The following is a 22,795-nucleotide window of genomic DNA, read 5'->3' as shown; positions in this document are numbered from 1 at the left end:
TAAAAATATGAAACATATATATATAGCGCTTATAGGAACTGCATTCTTGCTGGGTTCCTGCGATGATTTCCTCAATACGATGCCGGATAACCGTGCTGAAATTGACACGGAAGCAAAAGTAACATCTATACTTGTATCTGCTTATCCAAACAAGACCCCTGTCCTCATGATGGAATATAGTAGTGACAATGTAGTGGATCACGGGCCTCAGTATTCAGTCAATTATAAGGATCAAGAGGAAATCTATTTGTGGTCAGATATCACGAGTGATGGTAATGATGATCCACGTTACATGTGGCAAACTCATTATAGCGCCATAGCAGCTGCCAATCAAGCTATACAGGCAATATATGATTTGGGGGATCCCGCCAGTCTGGCTCCTCAAAAGGCGGAAGCTTTGATGTGCCGTGCTTATGCCCACTTTGTATTAGCAAATGTCTTCTGTTTACCTTATAACCCGGAAACGGCAGATAAGGATATGGGAATTCCCTATTCTGAAAAGCCGGAAACTCAAGTAATTGTGAAATATGAAAGAGGAACCATGGCAGAACTTTACGAAAAAATCAATGCGGACATAGAAGCTGCTTTGCCATATATCAGTGATGATGTTTACACTGTCCCTAAATATCATTTTAATAAAAAAGCTGCTTATGCTTTTGCAACACGCTTTAACTTATTCTATGTAAAACCTGATAAGTCAAACTATCAGAAGGTAGTGGAATACGCAACGCAAGTATTAGGAAGCAATCCGGATAGGGCATTGCGTCAAATGACCAATTACATTCCACTTGGAGCAGGTGACGTGACAAATGCCTACGTGCAGGCAAGTGAAAACTGCAACCTTTTAATTATTCCGGCATATTCAGCTGCTGGGCGAATCGGTTCCGGAAGTGGGCCACGTTACAATCATGGGCGGGAAATAACCACTTATGAGACTTATTGGGCCAAAGGTCCATGGGGTTCTTCAGGTTCCAGCAGTTTCTTGATTCTGGGTAGAAAACTTTATGGTTCGAATCAGACTGTACGCTTCCCGAAGTTGGATGAATTCTGGGAGTATACAGACAAAACATCCGGCACAGGTTTTGCGCATATTGTATTTGTTCCATTTACAACAAATGAAACATTGCTTTGTCGTGCAGAGGCTTATACATTTTTGGAGAAATATGAGGAAGCTGCTGCCGATTTAAATAGTTGGCAAGTTACAAATTGCCTTTCTTCGTATGTTGATGATGATGGCATGACTCATACTCTGCAAACATTGACTCGTGAAAGCATCAATAAATTCTGGAATGATATTAAATATTGCCCTATACCATCTATGGCTGATGGGGGGAGTGATCGTACTATCAAAAAAGAACTTCACCCTCAGGGATTTACTGTAGCATCAGGTGAGCAAGAGAATTTTATTCAATGTGTATTGCACATGCGCCGTATTGAGACAATGCATGATGGACAACGCTGGTGTGACATTAAACGCTATGGCATAGAAGTAGCGCACAACCGTTATGGATTGGCTACAGATATATTGAAAGTCGGTGATCTGCGTCGTGCCATCCAGTTGCCTTCGGATGTTATTGATGCCGGTTTGGCTGCTAACCCAAGATAATAACCTTTAAAAATGAAATAATTATGAAATATATAAAACTATTTTTATTGATTACATTCACTTTGTGCTTAGGGGCTTGCAGTGAAGATGATCTTGACTCAAAGAGTATTTTTGATACGGAAGAGCCGAAAATGAATGAATTCGACAATTGGCTGATGAAGAACTATGTAACGCCCTATAATATCAGTTTTAATTATAGATATGATGATAAGGAATCGAACATGGAGTTTAACCTGATTCCTGCAGACTATGATAAGTCTATAGCTCTGGCCAAAATGATGAAATATGTATGGATTGATGTTTATAAGGAAGTAGCCGGTGATGAATTCGTCAAAATGTATTGTCCACGAGTGATGCAGCTGTTTGGTTCTCCGGCGTACTATCCTAACACTGGTAGTATTGTGATGGGTACTGCCGAAGGAGGAATAAAGGTGACACTGTATAATGTGAACGTTATTGATATTGAGCATCCGTATATTGATATCGATAGCCCATTCCCTGATAAGAGTGGCAGTACAACAGACTTGAATTATTGGTTTTTCCAAACAATGCACCATGAGTTTACCCACATTTTGCAGCAGAAGAAAAACTATGATACAGACTTCAATTTGATCTCTGCCGGTAATTATAGAGCTACGGACTGGATTAACTTGAAAGATCCTGATGCTCCTAAATCCGGTTTTGTATCAGGATATGCTAGCAAGGAAGCAAATGAAGATTTTGCAGAAATTCTTTCTGTTTACATAACTCGCACAGAAGCTGCTTGGCAAAAGTTATTAGCAGCCGGAGTTGTTGGTGAAGATGAATCTGGTAAGCAGGCCATCCTTGATAAATTGGAAATTATAAGAGAATATTTAAAAGGTAGTTGGCAAATAGATATTGATGAGTTGCGTAAAGTCGTTACCCGTCGCTCTGCAGAAGTAGCTACTCTTGATTTAACAACACTTAATTAGAAAGTAATATGAAAAAAATATTTAATTTATTATTTATATCGCTTGCCGTCGCTCTTTATTCATCCTGCACACCAGAAGAGGAAAATTTATTTAATGATTCTTCTGCCAATCGTATTGAAGCGACACTAAAGGCTGATAAAGAGGTATTGACAAGTGCCAAGAATGGTTGGTTGATGGAGTACTATCCTTCCGCAAACCTAACTTATGGAGGTTATAATATATTAGTTTCATTTGCAGAAGATGGTACAGTACAAGTAGCAAGTGACATATATGATGCTGGAGCAAAGGTTGCCAGTACGTACGTATTAAAGCAAAGTGCTGGTCCGGTATTGAGTTTTGACACCCACAATGAAATAATGCACTTTTTCTCAGATCCGCATAATCCCGGAGGAATAGGCAGTGATGGAAAAGGTATGGAAGGAGACTTTGAGTTTACTATTATGGAGGCCACTAAAGATAAGGTGATACTAAAAGGAAAGAAGAATCTTACCAAAATCATAATGACTCCATTGGCTGAAACAGTTGCATGGAAAGATTTCTTGCAAGGTGTTCAGGATGCAGATGAAGTGTTTTCTCAATTCATAGCTTATAAATATACAGAGGGTGATTTTAAAGCGGATGTTACAGTTTCATATAGAAACCTTGCAATTACTTATACGGAAGGTGATAATGATGTTACAGTAGAAGCGCCATACATTATAACGACTGAAGGAAATATTAAATTCCGTGAGCCGGTGGTTTTGAATGGAAAGTCAATTGAGGAATTGAAATATCAGCCTGATGAAAAGTATGGTACCTTTTCTCCAACAAATGGTGTAAATGCCCTCTTTACTCCAACTTTCCCACTTAATTATCTTTTGCTCAACAACGACTGGTATTTTGCAATGAGTGGATTAGGAGATCCTCAAGCAATTGCTAGGTGGAATGCTATCAAAACTCAGGTAATGCCGGCATTAGGGGTTCCTTTGGATTATGCATTATTTACACCATATGATGCAACAACTACCGCTTTTTATTGGAGTTGTGGTGGTACAGTAGGATTCTTACTTTTCAATAACAAAACTGCGGGCGACAATCAAGTGAATTTTACATTTGCTTCCAGAGGTAATAATTTTGGTGTCACTTTATGGAATGATTATAATTGGAGCTATATGGTTTATCCATTTAATGGAAAGACTTTCACTTTGTCTGCCGATAGTGACGAAAATCCTACTGTAATAACAATGACAGATAATTCTAATTCTAAAAATACAATCAAATTATATAAAGAGGAAATATTAGGTCCATTCAATAAGTAGAGTCTTCTACTTTATAAGTATATTTGGGTATGTTTACCCAAAGTGTTTTAATTAAAGTGTTTTTAAGAAGGTGCCTGTGAAGGTGCCTTCTTTTTGGGTACACCAGCATGAGCGTACACTATAGGAGTACAAGTCCCGAATGAACCCTAATAGTGGGGATCCAATAACAGGGGGGGCATAGTGATGTACTGATAAAGATCTATATAGTTCTTGATGTCTACAAAGCCTACTAGCTCTTTGTTTATAAAAATAATATTCGCTTCCGGCATCTTTTATTATATCTGTGTCTACTTTTTGAGGTACAACAAAGGAGTAGAAGTTTTCATATTCAATCATTAGTGTCCCGTTAAAATCGGGACACTAATGATTGAATATGTAATGAAGATAAATCTGAGACTTTTAAAAAGGTAAGTTTTTTGATCTTAAGATTGTTTTATTGATAAATAATCTATACGTAAAATGCGAAGAATACTTTTATAGGATATTCTTCGCATTTTTGTATAGATATATTGTGGATGCAAGTAAATTATCTTGCATAAAATGACAATATAGTAACTTGAGACTAATTATAAATGCCTCAGAAATAGAATAGTTAATAGGTATGCATTTGTTAATCAACTGATTATATCTTGTTACAGTGCAATATTGGGTAGATCGTTATATAAGTATGCATGTAATGAGTGGATATATATACATCTAATTATCAGCGTAATATATAAATATACCTTTCCTAATAGATAGTTCCTGTCAAGTATATATATCGTTGATGTACAGTATGTTATTTTAGTGGTAGTTCTGCGAAGACTTTGCAGGTTTCGTACATTGGTATGCAGACACAAGAAGTGGCAATTAAACGCAATCTAAAGATCGTGCTTAAGGCAGATGCTGCTATGCTTGATGAAGTAGTAGTAGTGGCTTATGGTGCTGCAAAAAAGAGCTCGTTAACCGGTTCTGTTGAAATAGTAAAAGCTGATCAGTTGTCAAAAGTACCGGTAAACAGTGTAGACCAAGCATTGCAAGGTAAAGCAGCAGGTGTGCAAGTAACTGCTGCAACTGGACGTCCGGGAGCAAGTGCTAATATTAAGATTCGTGGTACAAGTTCTATATCTGCCGGTAGTGATCCACTATTCGTAATCGATGGTGTACCTGTTTCTTCTGCAGATTTTGCAGCACTAAACTCGAATGATATTGAATATATGTCTGTATTGAAAGATGCATCTGCAACCGCAATATATGGTTCCAGGGGCTCTAATGGTGTTATTCTTATCACAACCAAGAAAGGTCAAAGTGGTAAAACTACAATTGACTTAAAAGCCATTTTTGGAATTTCTACCAGAACCTTATCTGATAGTGATTTTACAATGATGAATGCACAAGAAAAGCTTACTTATGAACGTCAGCTAGGTATTGGCCGCGGTTCATCTGGCGGAGCTAATGGTGGAGCAATGACTGATGCTGAAATTGCTGCTGCTAAAAATACAAATTGGGCTGATGAAATTTTCCGTACCGGTACTACACAGTCTTATGAATTGAATGTGGCAGGAGGTACTGACGCTACTCGTTTCTATTTATCAGGCCAATATTTTGATCAGGATGCTATAGTACCTGGTTCTTACCTTAGAAGAAGTACATTGCGTGCTAATCTTGAGCATAAAATTAAAGATGTAGTGAAAATTGGCTTTAATTCTTCTGCAGGTATTTCCAAGGAAGGTTTGCTAAGAACAGACCGTAATGCTTTGAATCCGTTCAACTATATCTTTAACGCTAATCCTTATGATGCTCCTTATAACGAAGATGGTAGCTATAATACTGACATGAAGGTTGCTGGTAATCAAATTAATATTTTTGAGAATATTGCAAATAATCCTGCAAGCTTAAGTAAACTTAAAATTATTGCAGCTTTCAATTTGGAATGGAGAATTTGGGATCAGCTCAAATATACAACGGTAGCAGGTGTAGATTTTACTCAATATCAAAACTACCAATTTAATAAACCGGAATCTCAATTATCACAGATTTTAGGTTCACCTTATGGTTATCGTAACGATCGTATTCAACAACGTTCTACTTGGGTATGGACCAATATGTTGAGTTATGACAAAACTTTTAATGATGTTCATGAAGTAAAAGCTGCAGCTGCAATGGAAGCTCAATCCAGCCATTACCGTACACTGACAGCTTCTGTTAGTGGTTTTGCAACTGGTAAATTGGATGCTATTTCAGTTGGAGCAACAGATAAAGATGTAGCAGGAAATACTACTGATTGGAGAATGCTTTCATATCTGGCAACTGCTGGTTATACTTATGATAGTAAATACATTATTGATGCAGCGATTCGTTGGGATGGTTCTTCACGTTTTGGAGCAGATAACCAATATGGTATGTTCTGGGCTGTAGGTTTAGGCTGGAACATGGAACGTGAATCATTCTTGCAAGATGTAAGCTGGCTTACTCGTTTGAAAGTTCGTGGTAGTGTAGGTACCAGTGGTAATAATAACATTGGTGATTATGCTGCACAAGGTGTATATGGTTATGGTAGCTATAATGGTGCATCAACTGCTTATCCTGCACGTTTACCGAACCCTGACTTATCTTGGGAAAAGAGTATGCAGGCATCTGTGGGTTTGGATGCTTCTTTGTTCGATTCACGTTTAAATGTTACATTTGATGTCTACCAACGTAAAACAACCGATTTGTTACTTTCAACTCGTTTGTCTATGACTTCAGGGTTCTCAAGTCGTATTGATAATGTTGGTGAATTGATGAACAAAGGGTATGAACTCTCTATCAGTGGTGATCTTATCAGAACCAATGACTGGAAACTGACATTGAATGGAATGATTTCTCAAAATAAGAATGAAATCAAAAAATTATATAAGGGAAATGATATTTCTGTTGGTTGGAATAACCTGATTAAGGAAGGCTATCCTATCAATGTCTATAAGATGGTTCGTTGGGCTGGAGTAAATCCTGCCAATGGTGACGCTTTGTACTATACTGCAGATGGCAGAATTACCAATACTTACAATTCAAATGACGCTGTAGTTTTAGATGGTAAGACTCCTGACCCCAAATATTTTGGTTCTTTTGGTGCAAATCTGTCATATAAAGGATGGGAATTAGCTGCAGATTTCTACTTCTCTGGTGGAAATTATATCTATAATCATATTCGTTTCTTTACGGAAAGTGATGGTGCACAGTATGGTAATAACCAAGATAAGAGTATGCTGTATGACCAATGGAAAAATCCGGGAGATATAACTAATGTGCCCAAACAAAGTATCAACAATAGTTCTTATCAGTCTACCAGATATCTGGAAGATGCTTCATACTTACGTTTGAGAAACTTAACCTTGGCATATACTTTCCCGAAGCAATGGCTAAAGGTAGCCCATGTAGAGAAGTTACGACTTTTTGCACAAGGTTTGAATCTGTTTACTGTAACAGGATTTAAAGGACTTGACCCTGAGGTAGGTGATTCACCTGCAGGTACAGGTGCAGGTGCTACAGGTGGTGTTCTTGACTTTAGCTACCCGGCTTCCAGAACGATCATGTTCGGTATTGAAATAGGTTTCTAATTATTATTTATGAATTTCAAAAAAGACACTCGTATGAAATTAATTAAAAAAACAATAATACCAGCAGTTGCTCTTTTTAGTTTGTCACTGACCGGATGTTCTGGTTTTCTGGATACCACTCCTCATGACTCTCTGAATAGTGACAATGCACTAGAGTCTATGCAAGACTTTGATAATACAACCAATAGTGTATATGAATCAATTCGTTCGGCATCTTATACCACCGAGTTTATGTTGATGGTTCCAGACGTTATGTCCGATAATCTAACATTGAATCGTGACGGCCGTTTGATTTACAATGAATTTGCCGATTTCAAGTTTTACGCTGATACATATGGTGTAACTGGTATGTGGTCTGCTGCTTATAATGGTATTTTAGGTGCTAATGAGGTTATTACCCGTTTGGATGGTATGGAAATAGCTGAAGCAGATAAAAAGTTAGGTGCCAACCTACTTGCTGAATGTCTGGCTTTACGTGGCATGATACATTTTGATCTGGTACGTTTATATGGTAGAAACTATCAGCAGGCTTCTGACGGTGATTTAGGAGTTACTTATAAAAAAGATACGGAAACTGATTTTCCGGCACGTAATACTGTGAAAGAGGTATATACATGGTTGGTAGAAGATTTGGAAAGAGCGAAAGGATTGATGAGCGATGATTACAATGCTAAAATCAATTATCGCTTAAATAAGAAATCTGTTTGTGCTATTTTGGCACGCGTGTATCTAACAATGGGTGAAAATCAATTAGCTGTAACAAATGCAACAGCTGCTATTACAGGTGATGGCTCTGATATGGCGGATACTCAAGGTTTCAGCAAAGTATATACTACCAGTATGGCAGTTCCTGAGGTTTTATTCCGCATAGCACTTAAATCAGATGATGGAATTCTACCTGGCAACAGCTGGGGACAGGGTGCTACAACCAGCTATGTAGGTAATTATTCTGTTTCTTGCGGATTAAGAGAACTGTATACAACCACTGACTGCCGTAATTCTGTTATCAAAATGGTTACCAGCGAAAGTGGTGATTGCAATATGGTATGGAAATGGGCTAATGGTGGTGCCTCTGCCGGTCTGGTTGATATTCCTCTTATACGTACTGCAGAAATGTACTTGACTCGTGCAGAAGCTAATTACAATTTGAAGCAGTATACTCCTGCTTTGGCAGACTTGAATATTGTACGCTCAAAACGTTATTCAGATTATGAAGCAGGTAATGAAAGTGGTGAGAGTTTGGAAAAAGCCATTCAGTTACAAAGACGTTTGGAACTGGCATTTGAAGGGCACCGTTTCTTTGACTTAAAGCGCAGACATGAAGATTTGGAGCGTGATGGTTTAGGTTTCTTAGCTGATGGTACAGGTGCTCCTGCCGGTGCTCAAGAAGTATCTGCAGACAGTCCTTACTATCTCCTGCCTATTCCACAAAGCGAAATAGATGCTAATGAGAATATGATTCAAAACAAGTATTAATTTCTAAAAACGGAAACAAATGAAAAAATTGACATATTTAATATTGGCTGTCGGGTTGTTGTTTACTTTTGCTGCATGTGATGATAACGAACCACAATCATTCAGAGCGGCAGATTCTAACGCAAGTTTTCCGACAACGACAGCTTCAGTAGATGAAAATGCTACCGAGCCCCTTCAAATCCCTCTTGCTTTAGCAGGGATTAAAGGGAGTGGAAAAGTAACGGTAACCCTTACAGCTTCTTCCGAAGGAGAAAGTAGTCCGGCCATTGAAGGAACAGACTTTGTTATTGAAAACAAAGAGATTGTTTTTGAAGATGGTTGTGGAGTACAAAATGTAATTGTAAGACCGATAGATAATGATGTCTTTACCGGAAAAAAGACTTTTAAAATTATTATCTCAGCGACATCTCCTAAATTACTAGAATCTGAACAAAATAGTGTTCTCGTTACGATTGTAGACGACGAACATCCGTGGGCAGCTATAATCGGAACTTATAATATAACTGGTATTTCTGCTTTCGATGAAGTTACTCCGGTAAGCGTTCCAGCAGTAATTAGCGCTTCTGATGAAGATACGAACGTATTAAATGTGAATTTTGGTTATGGAACTCTTGCCAAAATGAGTGTGGAAGAAGTAGATGGGGAAATTGTGGTTGCAATGAAAGATAATCAATATATAGGTCCTATGCCGAAACCTACAGATGCATGGAACCGTTACTTCAGGGCCACTCATGTAGAGGGAGAAGATTTATATACAGTGAGTGCTTTAGCTGGAATTTTTGAGAATGGAGTAATTACGTTTGAATATGGATTTGGATTCCAAGCAATTCATCCATCTACAGGCGCATCTGGTGGCTTCTTTACCTTACTTATGGATGGCGTTGTAGCTACGAAAGCAAAATAATTCCTTCCTTATAGTCATTTAAGAATAAGGTCACCTATTTGATGGGGTGACCTTATTTTGTTTAAAATCAATAATATGATAAAGAAAAGATTACTTTTGATTTGTTTTTGGTGCAACATTTTCTGCTGGATGTATGCTGCTCCTTTTAGCTTTCTTGAAACAACAGTTACCCAACCTGATGGAAGTCAATTAACGCTGTATGCTTCAGGGGATGAGTTTTACCATTGGGTGCATGACAAAGATGGTTATACAGTATTGCAAGGAGAAGATGGTTACTGCTATTATGCTGAGAAAAATGATATGGGAGAATTGGTTCCTTCACCATTTTTAGTAGGAAAAACATCGATAGCTGATACAAAGCTCAAACCTTGGTTAAAAATTTCCAAAGAAAAATATGATGTTCGTCGTGAACGTTTGCAACCTTTATCGCGGACAAGGGGAATGTTTCAACCTCAATATGCTTCTCATAAAAAGCCTTTGAATAATATTGTAATATTTATATCTTTCCAAGATGCTACTACTTTCTCAAAAAAGAGAAGTGTATACGACAGCCGCTTTAATAGTACTACCTCTTCTACAGGTTCCCTTAAGGATTATTACTTAGAAGTTTCTTATGATAATTTGACTATCCAGTCTCATTTCTTTCCTCATGCTGATTTAGAAGCTAATAATGTGGGTTATGTAGATTTTCATAACAGAGGTTTCTACCGGGCTTATAATGCAACGACTAATCCGGATGGATATAAAACCAGTGAAGAATCTACAATGAGAGAACATAATCTTGTTCAGAATGCAGTTGATGCAATGAGAAGTATTATTGAACAAGAGTTTACTCCAGATGAAATAGATAATGATAATGACGGATATGTTGATAATATCTGTTTTGTTGTTCAAGGAAATAGTGACGGATGGAGTGATTTATTATGGGCACATCGTTGGTCACTTTATACAAAAGAATGCTATATACATGGCAAGCGTGTAATGGATTATGTTTTTCAACCGGAAAACCAAGTAACTGTTAATACCCTCTGCCATGAAATGTTTCATGCTTTAGGAGCTCCGGACTTATATCATTACAGTGAAGAAAGTAAAACTCTAGACCCTGTTGGTGCTTGGGATTTAATGAATAGTGGCTGGTGTCATATGGGAGCCTACATGAAGTGGATGTATGCAGGTAAAAGTTGGATTACTGAAATTCCGGAAATTACGACTACCGGTAGATATTCATTAGTACCCCTTTCTCAAGGTCCAGATAACTCTTGTTACAAAATAAATTCATCCAATGCGAATGAATACTATGTTTTGGAATATAGAAAGAAAGAAGGAAAATACGAAAAGAACATTCCAAGATCCGGTTTATTAATTTATAGAATCAATACAACTGTATCTAATGGTAACCGGAATGGTCCTCCTGATGAGGTCTATATCTATCGCCCTTATGGTTCCTTAGTTGAAAATGGTTTTCTAGACGAGGCTGCTTATCAAACAAACGCTGGAGCAGTAATGACGGATAAAACCTATCCGAAACCTTTCTTATCTGATGATAGTGATGGAGGATTACGTATCACAAACTTAGTTGTAGAGAATGATAAACTTAGTTTTGATATTAATATCACTACTACAGGCGTTGAATCAGAACAGGAAACCAGTTCTTTCAAAATATATCTGGAAAGCAAAACATTAATAATTCATTCCAATGAGTTAATTAAGGATATCGTTGTTACAGATCTCTCTGGAAAAGGTGTTATGAAATGGGATAATGTAACTCAACCCATATCATTGCAACAGCTTTCCTCTGGAGTTTATATTGTTTCTGTTACTTTAGCTAATGATACGACGTATCAACAAAAAATCATTTTAAAATAATAATAGTATGGCGTCTATTTCTAATAAGATAATTGTATTGTGCTGTTGTTTTGTAAGCACTACTTTGGCATGGGGGCAAAATGGTAAACATTTTGTTTTTCCCGAATATCAAGAAGGGCAGATTGTTTATAAAAATAAGAAAGTTAACAAAGTAGAGTTGAATTATAATAAGGCAACTGAAGAAATGATCTATACTGGTTCTGACGGTAAGAAAATGGCTCTTCATCCTATTGACCAAATTGATACTATCAATTTCGGGAAGAGGAGTTTTATTCCTTCAGGGAATAGTTTTGAAGAAGTTTTATTGTCAGGAAAGTACCCTTTGTATGCATCCTATCGCTGTCGTTTGAGTATTGGTGCTCAAAATATTGGTTATGGTAGTTCTTCTACAACGGCTATTGATAATATTTCCTCTCTTAATACGGGTGGAGAAATGTATCAGTTGAAATTACCAGAAAATTATAAAGTGGAACCATATACTATATACACCATAGAAATAAATGGAAAACGTGAGCGTTTTAGGAGAATAAAAGAAGTTATAAAAATATTCCCTGAACGAAAGAAAGAAATCATGAGCTTTCAGAAAAAAAATAAGTTGAAGAATGATAACGAGGGTATTATCCAGGTAATTCAATATATTTCTTCTCTGTGATTTAGTAGGTTCTGATAGAAATAGTGGACTTTATAATAAATAACTTACACATAAAGCGGGAGGCATATTCTAAATGATATGCTTCCCGTTTTTGTTTTGGATTACAGCTATATAGATAATTATTTTCCAACAATATGCTATCTAAAAGACTTTTAGTTGTAAATTAATAATGTAGACTACAACTATATTTCTATTTATATGCTTAATAATTAGTAAGTTAGATTTATTATTAGGATATATACGGTAGATCATTATGATAATTATATTAATATATATGTCTTATAATCAATACAATAGTATATACAAATATTCGATTTATGGGTTCTTTTTGTTTTAGTAAATCGCTTATAATTAGATCAATAGCTATATTGTAGTTCTGCGAAGACTTTGCAGATTTCGTACATTGGAATGCAAGCACAAGAAGTGGGTATTAAACCTACTGTGAAGGTTATTATGAAGTCTGATGCTGAGATGCTTGACGAAGTAATGGTGGTTGCTTATGGTACCGCGAAGAAGTCTGCATTTACAGGTTCTGCTTCAACTATCAAAGCAGATAAGTTGGCAGAGCGTCAGGTCTCTAATATAACTAATGCACTTTCAGGTCAGGTGGCTGGTGTACAAACAACCAGCGGAAATGGCCAACCGGGTACCGGGTCTACTGTACGTATTCGTGGTATCGGTTCGATTTCTGCCAGTAATAATCCATTATATGTAGTAGACGGTGTACCTTATGATGGAGATATTTCTGCTATTAACTCTCAGGATATTGAGAGTATGACAGTTTTGAAAGATGCAGCTTCTAATGCTTTGTATGGTGCACGTGGTGCGAACGGTGTTATTTTGGTAACTACTAAAAAGGGGGCTTCCGGAAAAGCTGTTGTTAACGTTGATGCAAAATGGGGTACAAATAGACGTGGGGTTCCCAGTTATGACGTTATGACCAATGCTAATCAATATGTTGAAACCTATTATAAAGCAATGCTTAATGGCTGGGCAGGTGGTGACCCCAATAAAATTGTTGATTATGCAGGAGATGGTTCTGTGATGATTTCTGGTAATAACCTAGTTAATGCCTTGATTTTTGGCAGTGACTATCTGGGATATCCTATATATACAACGCCGAATGGAGAAAATGTAATTGGTATGGATGGTAAAATTAACCCTAATGCTAAAATTGGTTCTGTTTATGGTGATTATTATGTAACACCGGATGATTGGGAAAAAGAATTGTTTGATAATAGTAATTTGCGTCAGGAATATAATGTTAGTATTAGTGGTTCAAGTGATAAGATGACCTACTATATGTCAGCAGGTTATCTGGATGACAGTGGTATTATTCCGGGCTCTGGTTATTCTCGTCTCTCTACTCGTTTGAAAGCAGACTATAAGGTACAAGAATGGTTGAAAGTAGGTGCAAATTTCTCATATGCCAATGTAAAGAGCCGTTATCCTGATGAACAAACAAAGACAGGAAGTAGTATGAACTTGTTTTATATTACTAATAATATAGCTCCTATTTATCCTCTATATATTCGTAATGCAGATGGTAGCATTAAACAGGACAGCCGTGGTTATACAATGTACGACTATGGTAATGGTATGTATAACAGGCAGGTGAATGGAAAGACTGAGGCTTTGAATCGTCCATTCTTGTCCAATTCTAACCCTGCTTCTTCACTACAGTTGGATAAACGTGAATTCTTAATGGATATTCTTAGTGCGAAAGGATTCGTTGAAATTGAGTTTATGCCAGGTTTGAAAGCTACTGGAAACTGGGGTATGGATTTGGATAATACTCGTTATTCAGAGTTGGTTAACCCGTATTATGGCCAGTATGCTTCAGAAAGTGTTGGCGGTCTTGTTTCTATGGAGCACTCTCGTACTTTCAGTGTAAACCAACAGTATTTGCTTACCTATAAGAATAATTTCGGGATACACAATATAGATTTGTTAGCAGGATTTGAATCTTATAATTATAAATCTCAGTATTTGTCCGGTAGTAAGCAGAAATTGTATAATCCTACAATTATAGAAATAAATAATGCAATCAAGACTCCAGCTGTTTATTCTGCAACTACTAATTATGCAACTCAGGGTTTCTTAGCACGTGCCCAATATGATTATGATAGTAAGTATTTTGCAAGTGCTTCTTATCGTCGTGATGCTTCTTCTCGCTTTCATCCTGACCACCGTTGGGGAAATTTCTGGTCTGTAGGTGCCAGCTGGTTGCTGAATAAGGAGGCTTTCATGAGTGATTTAACATGGATTGACATGTTGAAGTTTAAGGCTAGTTATGGTGTACAAGGCAATGATAATATTGGTAATTATTATGCTTATCAAGATCAGTACTCTGTATCTAATAGTAATGATGATTTCTCTGTTTCTCTTGCATATAAAGGTAATAAGAATATCACTTGGGAAACGTCTCATAGCTTCAATACTGGTTTTGATTTCGAATTCTTTGACCAACGTTTGAACGGTACGATCGAATATTTTAGCCGTAAGACTACGGATATGTTGTATAACAAACCAGTTAATCCGTCAGTAGGCTATTCTGCAATTCCAATGAATGTAGGTTCTATGATTAATCGTGGTGTTGAACTTGACTTGAATGGTGATATTATCCGTACTAATGATATTACGTGGAGTGTAAACTTCAACTTGACTCATTTTAAGAATAAAATCCAGAAACTGCATCCTGATTTGAATGGCGAATTGATTGATGGTAGCCGTATTTATCAGGAGGGGGAGTCTATGTATCAATTCTATTTGCGTAAATATGCAGGTGTAGATGAGGAAACGGGAGTTGCTCTTTACTATAAAGATATAACAGATGCGAACGGTAATGTTACTGGTCAGGAAAAGACTCAGAATTGGTCAGATGCAACTCGTCATGCAACGGGTGATATTCTTCCGAAAGTATATGGTGGATTTGGTACTCGTTTGAATGTTTATGGATTTGATTTTGCTATTTCATTGGCTTATCAATTAGGTGGTCGCGTGTATGATAATGGATATGTATCCTTGATGCATGCAGGTGATGATCCTGGACAGAACTGGCATAAAGATATTCTGAATGCATGGACTCCGGAAAATAAGACAAGTAATATTCCGCAGATCAACGTATTTGCGCAGTATGCCAATTCTTTGTCAGACCGGTTCCTGACAAGCTCGGATTATCTAAGTATTAATAATATTACGGTAGGATATACATTACCTAAAAACTGGACCCGCAAAATGTTAATCAGTTCTATGCGTATATATATGGCTGCTGACAATGTTGCTTTGTTCAGTGCACGAAAAGGATTGGATCCTCGTCAGAGCTATACAGCATCAAGTGCTGATGTGTATTCTCCGATACGAACTATTTCTGGTGGTATAACCCTTTCTTTCTAACCCCTTTAAAAAGCAAGAAAATATGAAAATAAATAAGAGTATATTGTTACTTTCATCTGTTTTTGTAATGGCTGCGTGTGATCTGGATAAGTATCCTGAAGGCTCGACCATGACGCAAGACCAAAAAGATGAAGTTATCTCCATGATTCCGGAACGTATTGAGTCTGAGTTGAATGGTTTAAAAAGTGGATTGAATGTTTTAGGAACATTGGGTAATCCTAACTCTACCGGTTATCATTTTGACTATGGTTTCCCGGCTATATGTATGATTTACGATCAGGCAGGGCAGGATATGACTTGCAAGAATGATGCTATTGGTTACAATAAATATATATCCCAGCAGAAGTTCAGAGACCGTATAACTACTTCTGTTTTTAATGAGTTTATCTGGAAGAATTACTATAACCATCTGAAAACAGCAAATGACTGTATTGCAACATTGTCGGCTGCTTTCCCTGAAGATAAACGTACTGCTAAAGTAAAGAATTACTTTGGGCAGGCATTAGCTTCACGTGCATTCGATTATTTACAACTGATCCAGACTTATCAGTTTACTTATATTGGTCATGAATCAGCAAAAGGTGTACCTTTGGTTCTGGATACAATGACAGATGATGAGAAATTAAACAATCCTCGTGCAACAGTAGAGCAAGTTTATACTCAAATTATGTCTGATTTGAATACTGCAATTTCTTATTTGGCAGAAAATCCTGTTACTCGTAAGGATAAAGCACAAATAACGGCAGAAGTTGCTTATGGACTTCGTGCGCGTACTAATTTATTAATGGGTAATTGGGCTGCTGCTGCTTCAGATGCTGCTAAAGCATGTGCAGGTGCTCGTCCTTACTCTATGGAAGAAGTTAGTGTTCCTAGATTTTATGATGCCAGTGATGCCTCTTGGATTTGGGGGATTGTGATTACTTCAGAAGATGGAGTCGTGAAAACTGGTATTGTAAATTGGGCTTCTCATCTTTGTTCACTTACAGGTATGGGATATACTACTGCAGCCAGTGCTACAGATGTGTCATTTAGGGCTATTAATAATAAATTATGGGCAGAGATATCAGTGTCTGATGTTCGTAAGGCATGGTGGGTGGATGATCAGCTTCATTCGGATGCTTTGGTTAATGCGTATGGAACTCAGAATGCTTACGGATGGGCAAATGGACTTTTTGGTTCAACAATATTCTCTCCATATGTAAATGTTAAGTTTGGTCCTGAAGGAGGGCAGATAGCTAATTCTGACAATGCACAAGACTGGCCTTTAATGCGTGTTGAGGAGATGTTATTGATTGAGGCTGAAGCTACTGGTAGAGATAATCTTGCTGCCGGTAAACAGAAATTGGAGGCTTTTGTAAAGGGGTATCGTGATGCTACGTATATTTGCAATGCAACTAATTTAGACGAATTTATAGATGAGATATGGTTCCAACGTCGTATTGAATTATGGGGCGAAGGGTTCTCATTATTTGATGTTTTGCGTTTGAAGAAACCAATTAAGCGTATTGGCACTAATTTCCCAGCAGGTAGTACATTTGCAGATATTGCTGCTGAATCCCCACTTTTGATCTATACAATTCCTGAATGTGAAACTGCAGTAAATAAAGCTATTACTCCTGCAGATAATAATGAAGCAGCGATTCCGCCGACACCTGTTCAGAATTAATGATTAAGTAAGAAGCATTAATATAAAAATTACTTATTGAGTATTAGAAATATGCACCCCAAATGTCGATATCGCCTTTGGGGTGCTTTTTTTAATACACTCTTGTCTTTGTTAATATACAAAATAGTAGATGAAAATATTTGCAGTGTATCGAATTTCAGTAAATTTGCAATTTTCTTTTAATTATTCTAATAAATGATGCCTATGAAGAAATTACTACTCCTGTTTTTGGTTCTTCTGTGTAGCTTAACAGCATGGACAGCCCAGCGTTCTCCGGAAGAAGCTCTTTCTATTGCCCGTTCTTTCTTTATGCAGTCATCCGGGGATGTAACCCGTAGTGCTGGTGATATTCAGTTGGTGACAGTTTCCAATGATTTGCTAAAATCTGTATCTACCCGTAGCGTGGAAGGAACAGCTTTTTATATTTATAACTATGAGCAGTCTGCCTATGTCATAGTATCCGGTGATGACCGCATGAAACCTGTGTTGGGTTATTCGGATAATGGGAGTTTCATAACTGAAAACTTACCGGTAAATATACTTGGGTGGTTGGAATTATATAATGCTGCCTATGCTGAACTGGGTAATGGCGAAAAAGCAGTTACTGAACCTAAATTACTTACTAAAACAAGTTTTCCGGCATCTGTATCTCCTTTGCTGGGAAGTATATGTTGGGATCAAAGTGCACCGTACAATAATACCTGTCCCCTTTATCAGGGAGAACGCTGTGTGACGGGATGTGTAGCTACGGCAATGGCTATGATTTTGAAATATCATGAATACCCAGTAAAAGGAAAAGGTACTCATTCTTATAAAGCTCCTAATGGAATTGAATGTTCTTTTGATTATGGAAATACTACTTTTGACTGGAATAATATGCTTCCGCAATATTCTGGAACTTATACTGCCGAACAGGCTGACGCTGTTGCTCAATTAATGTCGGCCTGCGGTGTAGCGGTTGATATGCAGTATTCACCTTATAGTTCAGGAGCTTATTCATATCAGGTAGGCCAAGCATTAATTGACTACTTTGGGTATGATGGTAATTTGGAATTGGTATATCGTCAATATTTTACTTCTGCCGAATGGATGAATCTGATTAAATCAGAAATAAACGAGAAACGTCCTATCTACTATTTTGGCTCATCGGATGATGGAGGACATGCGTTTGTCTTTGATGGTTATGATACTCAGGATATGGTTCATGTCAATTGGGGATGGAGTGGAATGAATAATGGCTACTTTGAGGTTTCTTCTTTGAATCCTGATTCTCCCGGTATTGGTGGTGGAAGTAATCTAGGAGGAGGATTTACGAGAGGCCAAGGAATGTATCTGGGGATACAGCCACCTACTTCTTCTTCAAACTTTACTTCTCATTTTTATATGACGGAGTTGGAAGTAAATAAAGAAGAAATTGATAAGGGAGACGTGTTTAAACTGACGATTACTAAGATATTCAATATGAGTATGGCATGCAAGAATAGTAAATTGGCAGTGATAGCAGAAAAAGATGGTAAGCAGTCAATATTAGGGCAGATTGCTTTGGCTACGATGATAAATACGTATGAAGGATATAATACTCTTGTTCTTTCTAATCTGAAAATACCCAATGATTTTGTTGATGGAACTTATTCTGTATATGCAGCTACCAAAGATGAGCGCGAAGCAACATGGAGCCGTGTGCGTGGTTACGTAGGTTCTGAAGCACAACTCATTCTTGTTGTGGCTGGTAATAAATGTACTTTGACTCCGTTTAGTGGTAATCTTAGTTATAGAGAAGACATAGAAGTAAATGTGGAATTAGTACATAATTTGTATAGTGGTCTCAAGGGAGATTTCAAAATGTTGGTTTCTAATAAAAGTGCATCGGATGAATATTATGGTTTAGTGGGTGTTGCACTTTTTAAAGCTGATAAAGAACAGAACTTTGTAGCGATAGTCGGAGATGTACAGGTTGAAATAAAGCCGGGCACGGTGAATAGAGAATTGGCTGTATCCGGAGATTTGGCTGTTACAGAGAACGGCGTGACTACCAATATTCCTGCCGGAGATTATTATATTTGTCCCTGCATGGATTGGGGAGGAGCTACGTATGCCATCGGTGAGTTAACTCCGGTAACCATAAAGGAAGCCTATGGAGCTGCCGATTTAAAAGTCAGTCAACCCCGTCTGGAGAAAACGCAGCTTCAAGTGGGGGAGAATCTAAAACTGTTGGCTGATCTTTCATTATCTGGCAATGGAAATGTATATGCTGGGACATTAACAGTGGCCATTTTTCAGTATGATGATCAGTATGCGTCCAGTGTGCACTATCAAAATGTATTTGTGGAAGCAGGGCAGGCAGTTAATCTTGTTATGGAAATTCCTTTGAATGTAGGTGTAGGGGATCATACGGTTGGTTTGTTTAAACCTGATGCAAGTGGGAACCCTACGCCAGTTCGTTATCTTTCTTTCTCTGTGGGACCAGCTACCGGTATTGAAGATGAAGTGACTGATAAAGACGAGTTAGTTGTCTGTCAACAACCAGTAGACGATATTCTTAATATCCGTACTTCTAATGCTGTCCAAATGATCTCTGTCTATAATCTGTCCGGGCAACAGATGATACAGCAAAAAGAGTCCGGAGATAAAAAAGAATATTCCATACCAGTAAGAGGGTTGACCGCAGGTTACTATATTGTAGTATTACAGTCGGCTGATGGTAAGGTATACAAGAGCAAGTTTATGAAACGTTAGACTATATATTTATAGTATGAAGGGCGAGGCTATTCTATTAACTTGGGATGGCCTTGTTTTTTATATTCTAATGAACGATTTTCACTCTAAAACGTTCATTTGCGATAGGATCATCAAAAAAAAGTATTCAAAATCATCTGACGAACCATATATTTCAGTAATTTTGTCTTTCTAATGAACAACAAGATAGTGATTTGTGTCATTCGTTGAGGTGCTACTAAAACAACTAACCCCTAATTATATGAGGTGTACACTACTCTTTCTATTTATTCTTCTTACAAGTCGGCTTCTTGCTGATAATGTAACAGCAGAGCAGGCTCATGCTTTAGCTGCCGATTTCTTTAAAACGAATGTTCAAACCCGTAACACTTCTACATCACCACAGTTGCAATTAGTTTGGGACGGAGAAGATTTGAGTACTCGTAGTACAGGGAATCTTCCGGCTTTCTATGTTTTTAATAATACCGACCGGAAAGGTTTTGTTATTATTGCCGGAGATGATGTGGCTATGCCCGTATTGGGGTATTCTTTTACGGATAACTTTGTGGTAGATGGGATGCCTTCTAATCTGAAAAGTTGGATGAATGGGTTGAAAGAGCAGATTAATAGAGCTAGAGAGACAGGACTGAATGCTTCCGACGTTGTATCCAAAGCATGGAGAGGATTGTCGGACATGACTACGGGAGACGTGGTGAAACAATATGAAACGGCAAAGTGGGATCAATTAAGTCCCTATAACCTCCTTTGTCCTGAAATTAATCGCATTCGAACTGTAACAGGTTGTGTTGCAACGGCTGTAGCTATACTTATGAGATATTATCAATGGCCGGATGTGGGTACGGGAACTCTTCCGGCTTACAGTTATACAGTAAATATAAATGGAAGAGAAATTTCCCAGACAGTGCCGGAAAGGACATTAGGTAATACTTATGCGTGGAGTAATATGCCACTTGAATATGATTGGAGTTCTTCAGAAGTCACCGAAAATGAAGTTGCAACTTTGATGTACGATTGTGGTGTTATGGCTCAGGCTGAGTTCAATATAGCTTCTGCCGGTGGTACCGGTGCTGCTACATTGACAGCAGTTCGTGGATTGGCTGAGTATATGAAGTATGATAAAAGCATGTTGTGCCTGCGTCGCGAATGGTACTCGGATACAGAGTGGATACAAATGCTGGAAAATGAAATAATGACAGTAGGCCCTGTGCTTTATGGTGGAGCTACTCTTAGCAATGAAGGGCATCAGTTTATACTGGATGGATATACAACAGAAAATTATTTCAGAGTAAATTGGGGATGGAGCGGGCATAGCAATGGTTTCTTTCTGATTTCCGCTTTAAATCCGGATGATCAGGGGGCAGGCGGTAGTACAGGTGGTGGTTTCATTGCGAACCAAGATGCTTTGTTTGGGCTAAAGCCGGCAAAAGGAAATTCAAACTATCAGACTTTGCTGGGGATGCTTGCCGGAAAAACTGGCAGTGGAGAATCTTATTCCGGTTTGATGACTTCTGAAACACAGTTTAATGTAAATACTAATTTTACAGTGAAATGCGGCTTCTTCTGGAATCTCGGATTAATTCCGTTTTCTGGGAAAGTAGCTTTAGCCATAGTTGATAAGAATCAGAATGTTAGAGAACTTATATCAGGTACTTCATCTATTCCAAGCATGAATACGTATGGTGGTATGGCTTTTACGTTCCCTTGTAAAATCTCATTGTCTCCACAGCCCGGTGATCGTATTGTTGCAGTTTACAAAGGAACAAATGATGCTGATTGGAAAATAGTTCGTGGTGGTCCTGATACTACGAATGAGATTATCGTTAAAACTGATCCTACCCCCATAATCGAGACCGAACAAGAAACCCGGTTTACTGTTCATTGTGATAAGCAACAAGGAACTGTGATTGCCCATTTGCCGGAGAATTCCCATACGTTGAATGTATATGATGTAAATGGGTGTTTATTGAGACAAATATTGTCTGAAGGAAAAGATACTATAATTTTCTCTTGTCGGGAATATCCTGCGGGAGTATATATATTGCAGGTTATAACAGATAAGGGAAGTCAACAATGTAAGTTTTTAAAATGAAAAAGGAAATTAATGTTGTAATAGCGACCTTACTTGTACTATTGGTAGGTTGTCGCTCTGCGAAAAAAGAAACAACGGTTACATCGGACATGCAAAAAATAGAAATGAATTCTGTGGCGATTATTCCACAACTGACAGGGGGGAGTCCAGCCTCTACTTCACCAATAGTCTATGTCTATAAGACAAAGGCTGATTATTCACATCAGGTACCAGTGATAATGGATGAGGCTCGTACGCGTATCTTATCCTATCCCGCACCCGGGGATCTGAAAATGGGTAATGGATTGCGTCTGCCTACTGTTTTGAATAAAGGCTACTTGTTGGATAATAAAGGAATAGGTCCTAATGTGGCTTTTCTTACCTATACATATGAAGAGTATAGCCAGTTGCCCACAGCACCTTCCATGGACGATTTGATGTCACATATTCTTGATAAATATCCTTTATTGGAAATACATGCATGTGGTCGTCGTGCTGATTATAAAGACATTGTTCCAGAATTAAATGAGAAAATAGCAGAAGGAATTCTGCAAAAATAATTATATTTGTCGCCCAATATTTAATAAATAGGTATA

The 22,795-nt window shown here is 37.8% G+C and carries 12 protein-coding genes and 1 pseudogene; all 13 read left to right on the top strand.

Going from position 1 to position 22,795, the window contains the following annotated elements:
- Positions 1–7 precede the first annotated feature (7 nt).
- The 13 genes and pseudogenes from BACINT_RS21660 (at position 8) to BACINT_RS21600 (ending at position 22,759) form a co-directional block, all read left to right on the top strand.
- Positions 8–1,606: a RagB/SusD family nutrient uptake outer membrane protein gene (locus BACINT_RS21660; RefSeq protein WP_007667330.1), complete on the top strand. Its 1,599-nt coding sequence runs from the start codon at positions 8–10 to the stop codon at positions 1,604–1,606.
- A gap of 23 nt (positions 1,607–1,629) precedes the next feature.
- Positions 1,630–2,559, top strand: coding sequence for a zinc-binding metallopeptidase (locus BACINT_RS21655; protein WP_007667329.1), 930 nt, complete (start codon positions 1,630–1,632; stop codon positions 2,557–2,559).
- Positions 2,560–2,567: 8 nt separating this feature from the next.
- Positions 2,568–3,857, top strand: coding sequence for a DUF4302 domain-containing protein (locus tag BACINT_RS23420; RefSeq protein ID WP_007667328.1), 1,290 nt, complete (start codon positions 2,568–2,570; stop codon positions 3,855–3,857).
- Between the two features lie 806 nt (positions 3,858–4,663).
- Positions 4,664–7,435 carry a SusC/RagA family TonB-linked outer membrane protein gene (locus tag BACINT_RS21645; protein WP_225663174.1) on the top strand — a complete coding sequence of 924 codons (2,772 nt, stop codon included), beginning with the start codon at positions 4,664–4,666 and terminating at the stop codon, positions 7,433–7,435.
- Positions 7,436–7,468: 33 nt separating this feature from the next.
- On the top strand, positions 7,469–8,911 hold the full coding sequence (locus BACINT_RS21640; protein ID WP_021967101.1) for a RagB/SusD family nutrient uptake outer membrane protein: 1,443 nt from the start codon (positions 7,469–7,471) through the stop codon (positions 8,909–8,911).
- Between the two features lie 19 nt (positions 8,912–8,930).
- On the top strand, positions 8,931–9,815 hold the full coding sequence (locus BACINT_RS21635; RefSeq protein WP_007667324.1) for a Calx-beta domain-containing protein: 885 nt from the start codon (positions 8,931–8,933) through the stop codon (positions 9,813–9,815).
- A gap of 75 nt (positions 9,816–9,890) precedes the next feature.
- Positions 9,891–11,681, top strand: a complete 1,791-nt coding sequence (locus tag BACINT_RS21630) for a M6 family metalloprotease domain-containing protein (protein ID WP_021967100.1) — start codon at positions 9,891–9,893, stop codon at positions 11,679–11,681.
- Between the two features lie 7 nt (positions 11,682–11,688).
- Positions 11,689–12,333 carry a hypothetical protein gene (locus tag BACINT_RS21625; RefSeq protein ID WP_007667320.1) on the top strand — a complete coding sequence of 215 codons (645 nt, stop codon included), beginning with the start codon at positions 11,689–11,691 and terminating at the stop codon, positions 12,331–12,333.
- Positions 12,334–12,705: 372 nt separating this feature from the next.
- A pseudogene (locus BACINT_RS21620) lies at positions 12,706–15,729 on the top strand (SusC/RagA family TonB-linked outer membrane protein); the annotation flags it as partial.
- A 22-nt stretch (positions 15,730–15,751) separates the two neighbouring features.
- The gene (locus BACINT_RS21615; protein ID WP_007667318.1) at positions 15,752–17,395 is read left to right on the top strand and encodes a RagB/SusD family nutrient uptake outer membrane protein; all 1,644 of its coding nucleotides are present in this window, start codon (positions 15,752–15,754) and stop codon (positions 17,393–17,395) included.
- 204 nt (positions 17,396–17,599) lie between these two features.
- On the top strand, positions 17,600–20,131 hold the full coding sequence (locus BACINT_RS21610) for a C10 family peptidase (protein WP_044155416.1): 2,532 nt from the start codon (positions 17,600–17,602) through the stop codon (positions 20,129–20,131).
- Between the two features lie 241 nt (positions 20,132–20,372).
- Positions 20,373–22,220 carry a thiol protease/hemagglutinin PrtT gene (locus BACINT_RS21605; protein WP_007667316.1) on the top strand — a complete coding sequence of 616 codons (1,848 nt, stop codon included), beginning with the start codon at positions 20,373–20,375 and terminating at the stop codon, positions 22,218–22,220.
- A complete protein-coding gene (locus tag BACINT_RS21600) occupies positions 22,217–22,759 on the top strand; it encodes a hypothetical protein (protein WP_007667315.1) in 543 nt (180 codons plus the stop codon). The genes BACINT_RS21605 and BACINT_RS21600 overlap by 4 nt, the downstream gene beginning before the upstream one ends.
- The last annotated feature ends 36 nt before the right edge of the window (positions 22,760–22,795 follow it).

It is taken from the genome of Bacteroides intestinalis DSM 17393 (genome assembly GCF_000172175.1).
GTDB lineage: Bacteria > Bacteroidota > Bacteroidia > Bacteroidales > Bacteroidaceae > Bacteroides > Bacteroides intestinalis.
Note: the sequence above shows the minus strand (reverse complement) of the source record. Positions and strands in the feature narration are given on the sequence as shown.

Coding starts and splice junctions, on each gene's coding strand:
- BACINT_RS21660 (WP_007667330.1), top strand. CDS start 8: ATGAAACATATATATATAGCGCTTATAGGAACTGCATTCTTGCTGGGT.
- BACINT_RS21655 (WP_007667329.1), top strand. CDS start 1,630: ATGAAATATATAAAACTATTTTTATTGATTACATTCACTTTGTGCTTA.
- BACINT_RS23420 (WP_007667328.1), top strand. CDS start 2,568: ATGAAAAAAATATTTAATTTATTATTTATATCGCTTGCCGTCGCTCTT.
- BACINT_RS21640 (WP_021967101.1), top strand. CDS start 7,469: ATGAAATTAATTAAAAAAACAATAATACCAGCAGTTGCTCTTTTTAGT.
- BACINT_RS21635 (WP_007667324.1), top strand. CDS start 8,931: ATGAAAAAATTGACATATTTAATATTGGCTGTCGGGTTGTTGTTTACT.
- BACINT_RS21630 (WP_021967100.1), top strand. CDS start 9,891: ATGATAAAGAAAAGATTACTTTTGATTTGTTTTTGGTGCAACATTTTC.
- BACINT_RS21625 (WP_007667320.1), top strand. CDS start 11,689: ATGGCGTCTATTTCTAATAAGATAATTGTATTGTGCTGTTGTTTTGTA.
- BACINT_RS21615 (WP_007667318.1), top strand. CDS start 15,752: ATGAAAATAAATAAGAGTATATTGTTACTTTCATCTGTTTTTGTAATG.
- BACINT_RS21610 (WP_044155416.1), top strand. CDS start 17,600: ATGAAGAAATTACTACTCCTGTTTTTGGTTCTTCTGTGTAGCTTAACA.
- BACINT_RS21605 (WP_007667316.1), top strand. CDS start 20,373: ATGAGGTGTACACTACTCTTTCTATTTATTCTTCTTACAAGTCGGCTT.
- BACINT_RS21600 (WP_007667315.1), top strand. CDS start 22,217: ATGAAAAAGGAAATTAATGTTGTAATAGCGACCTTACTTGTACTATTG.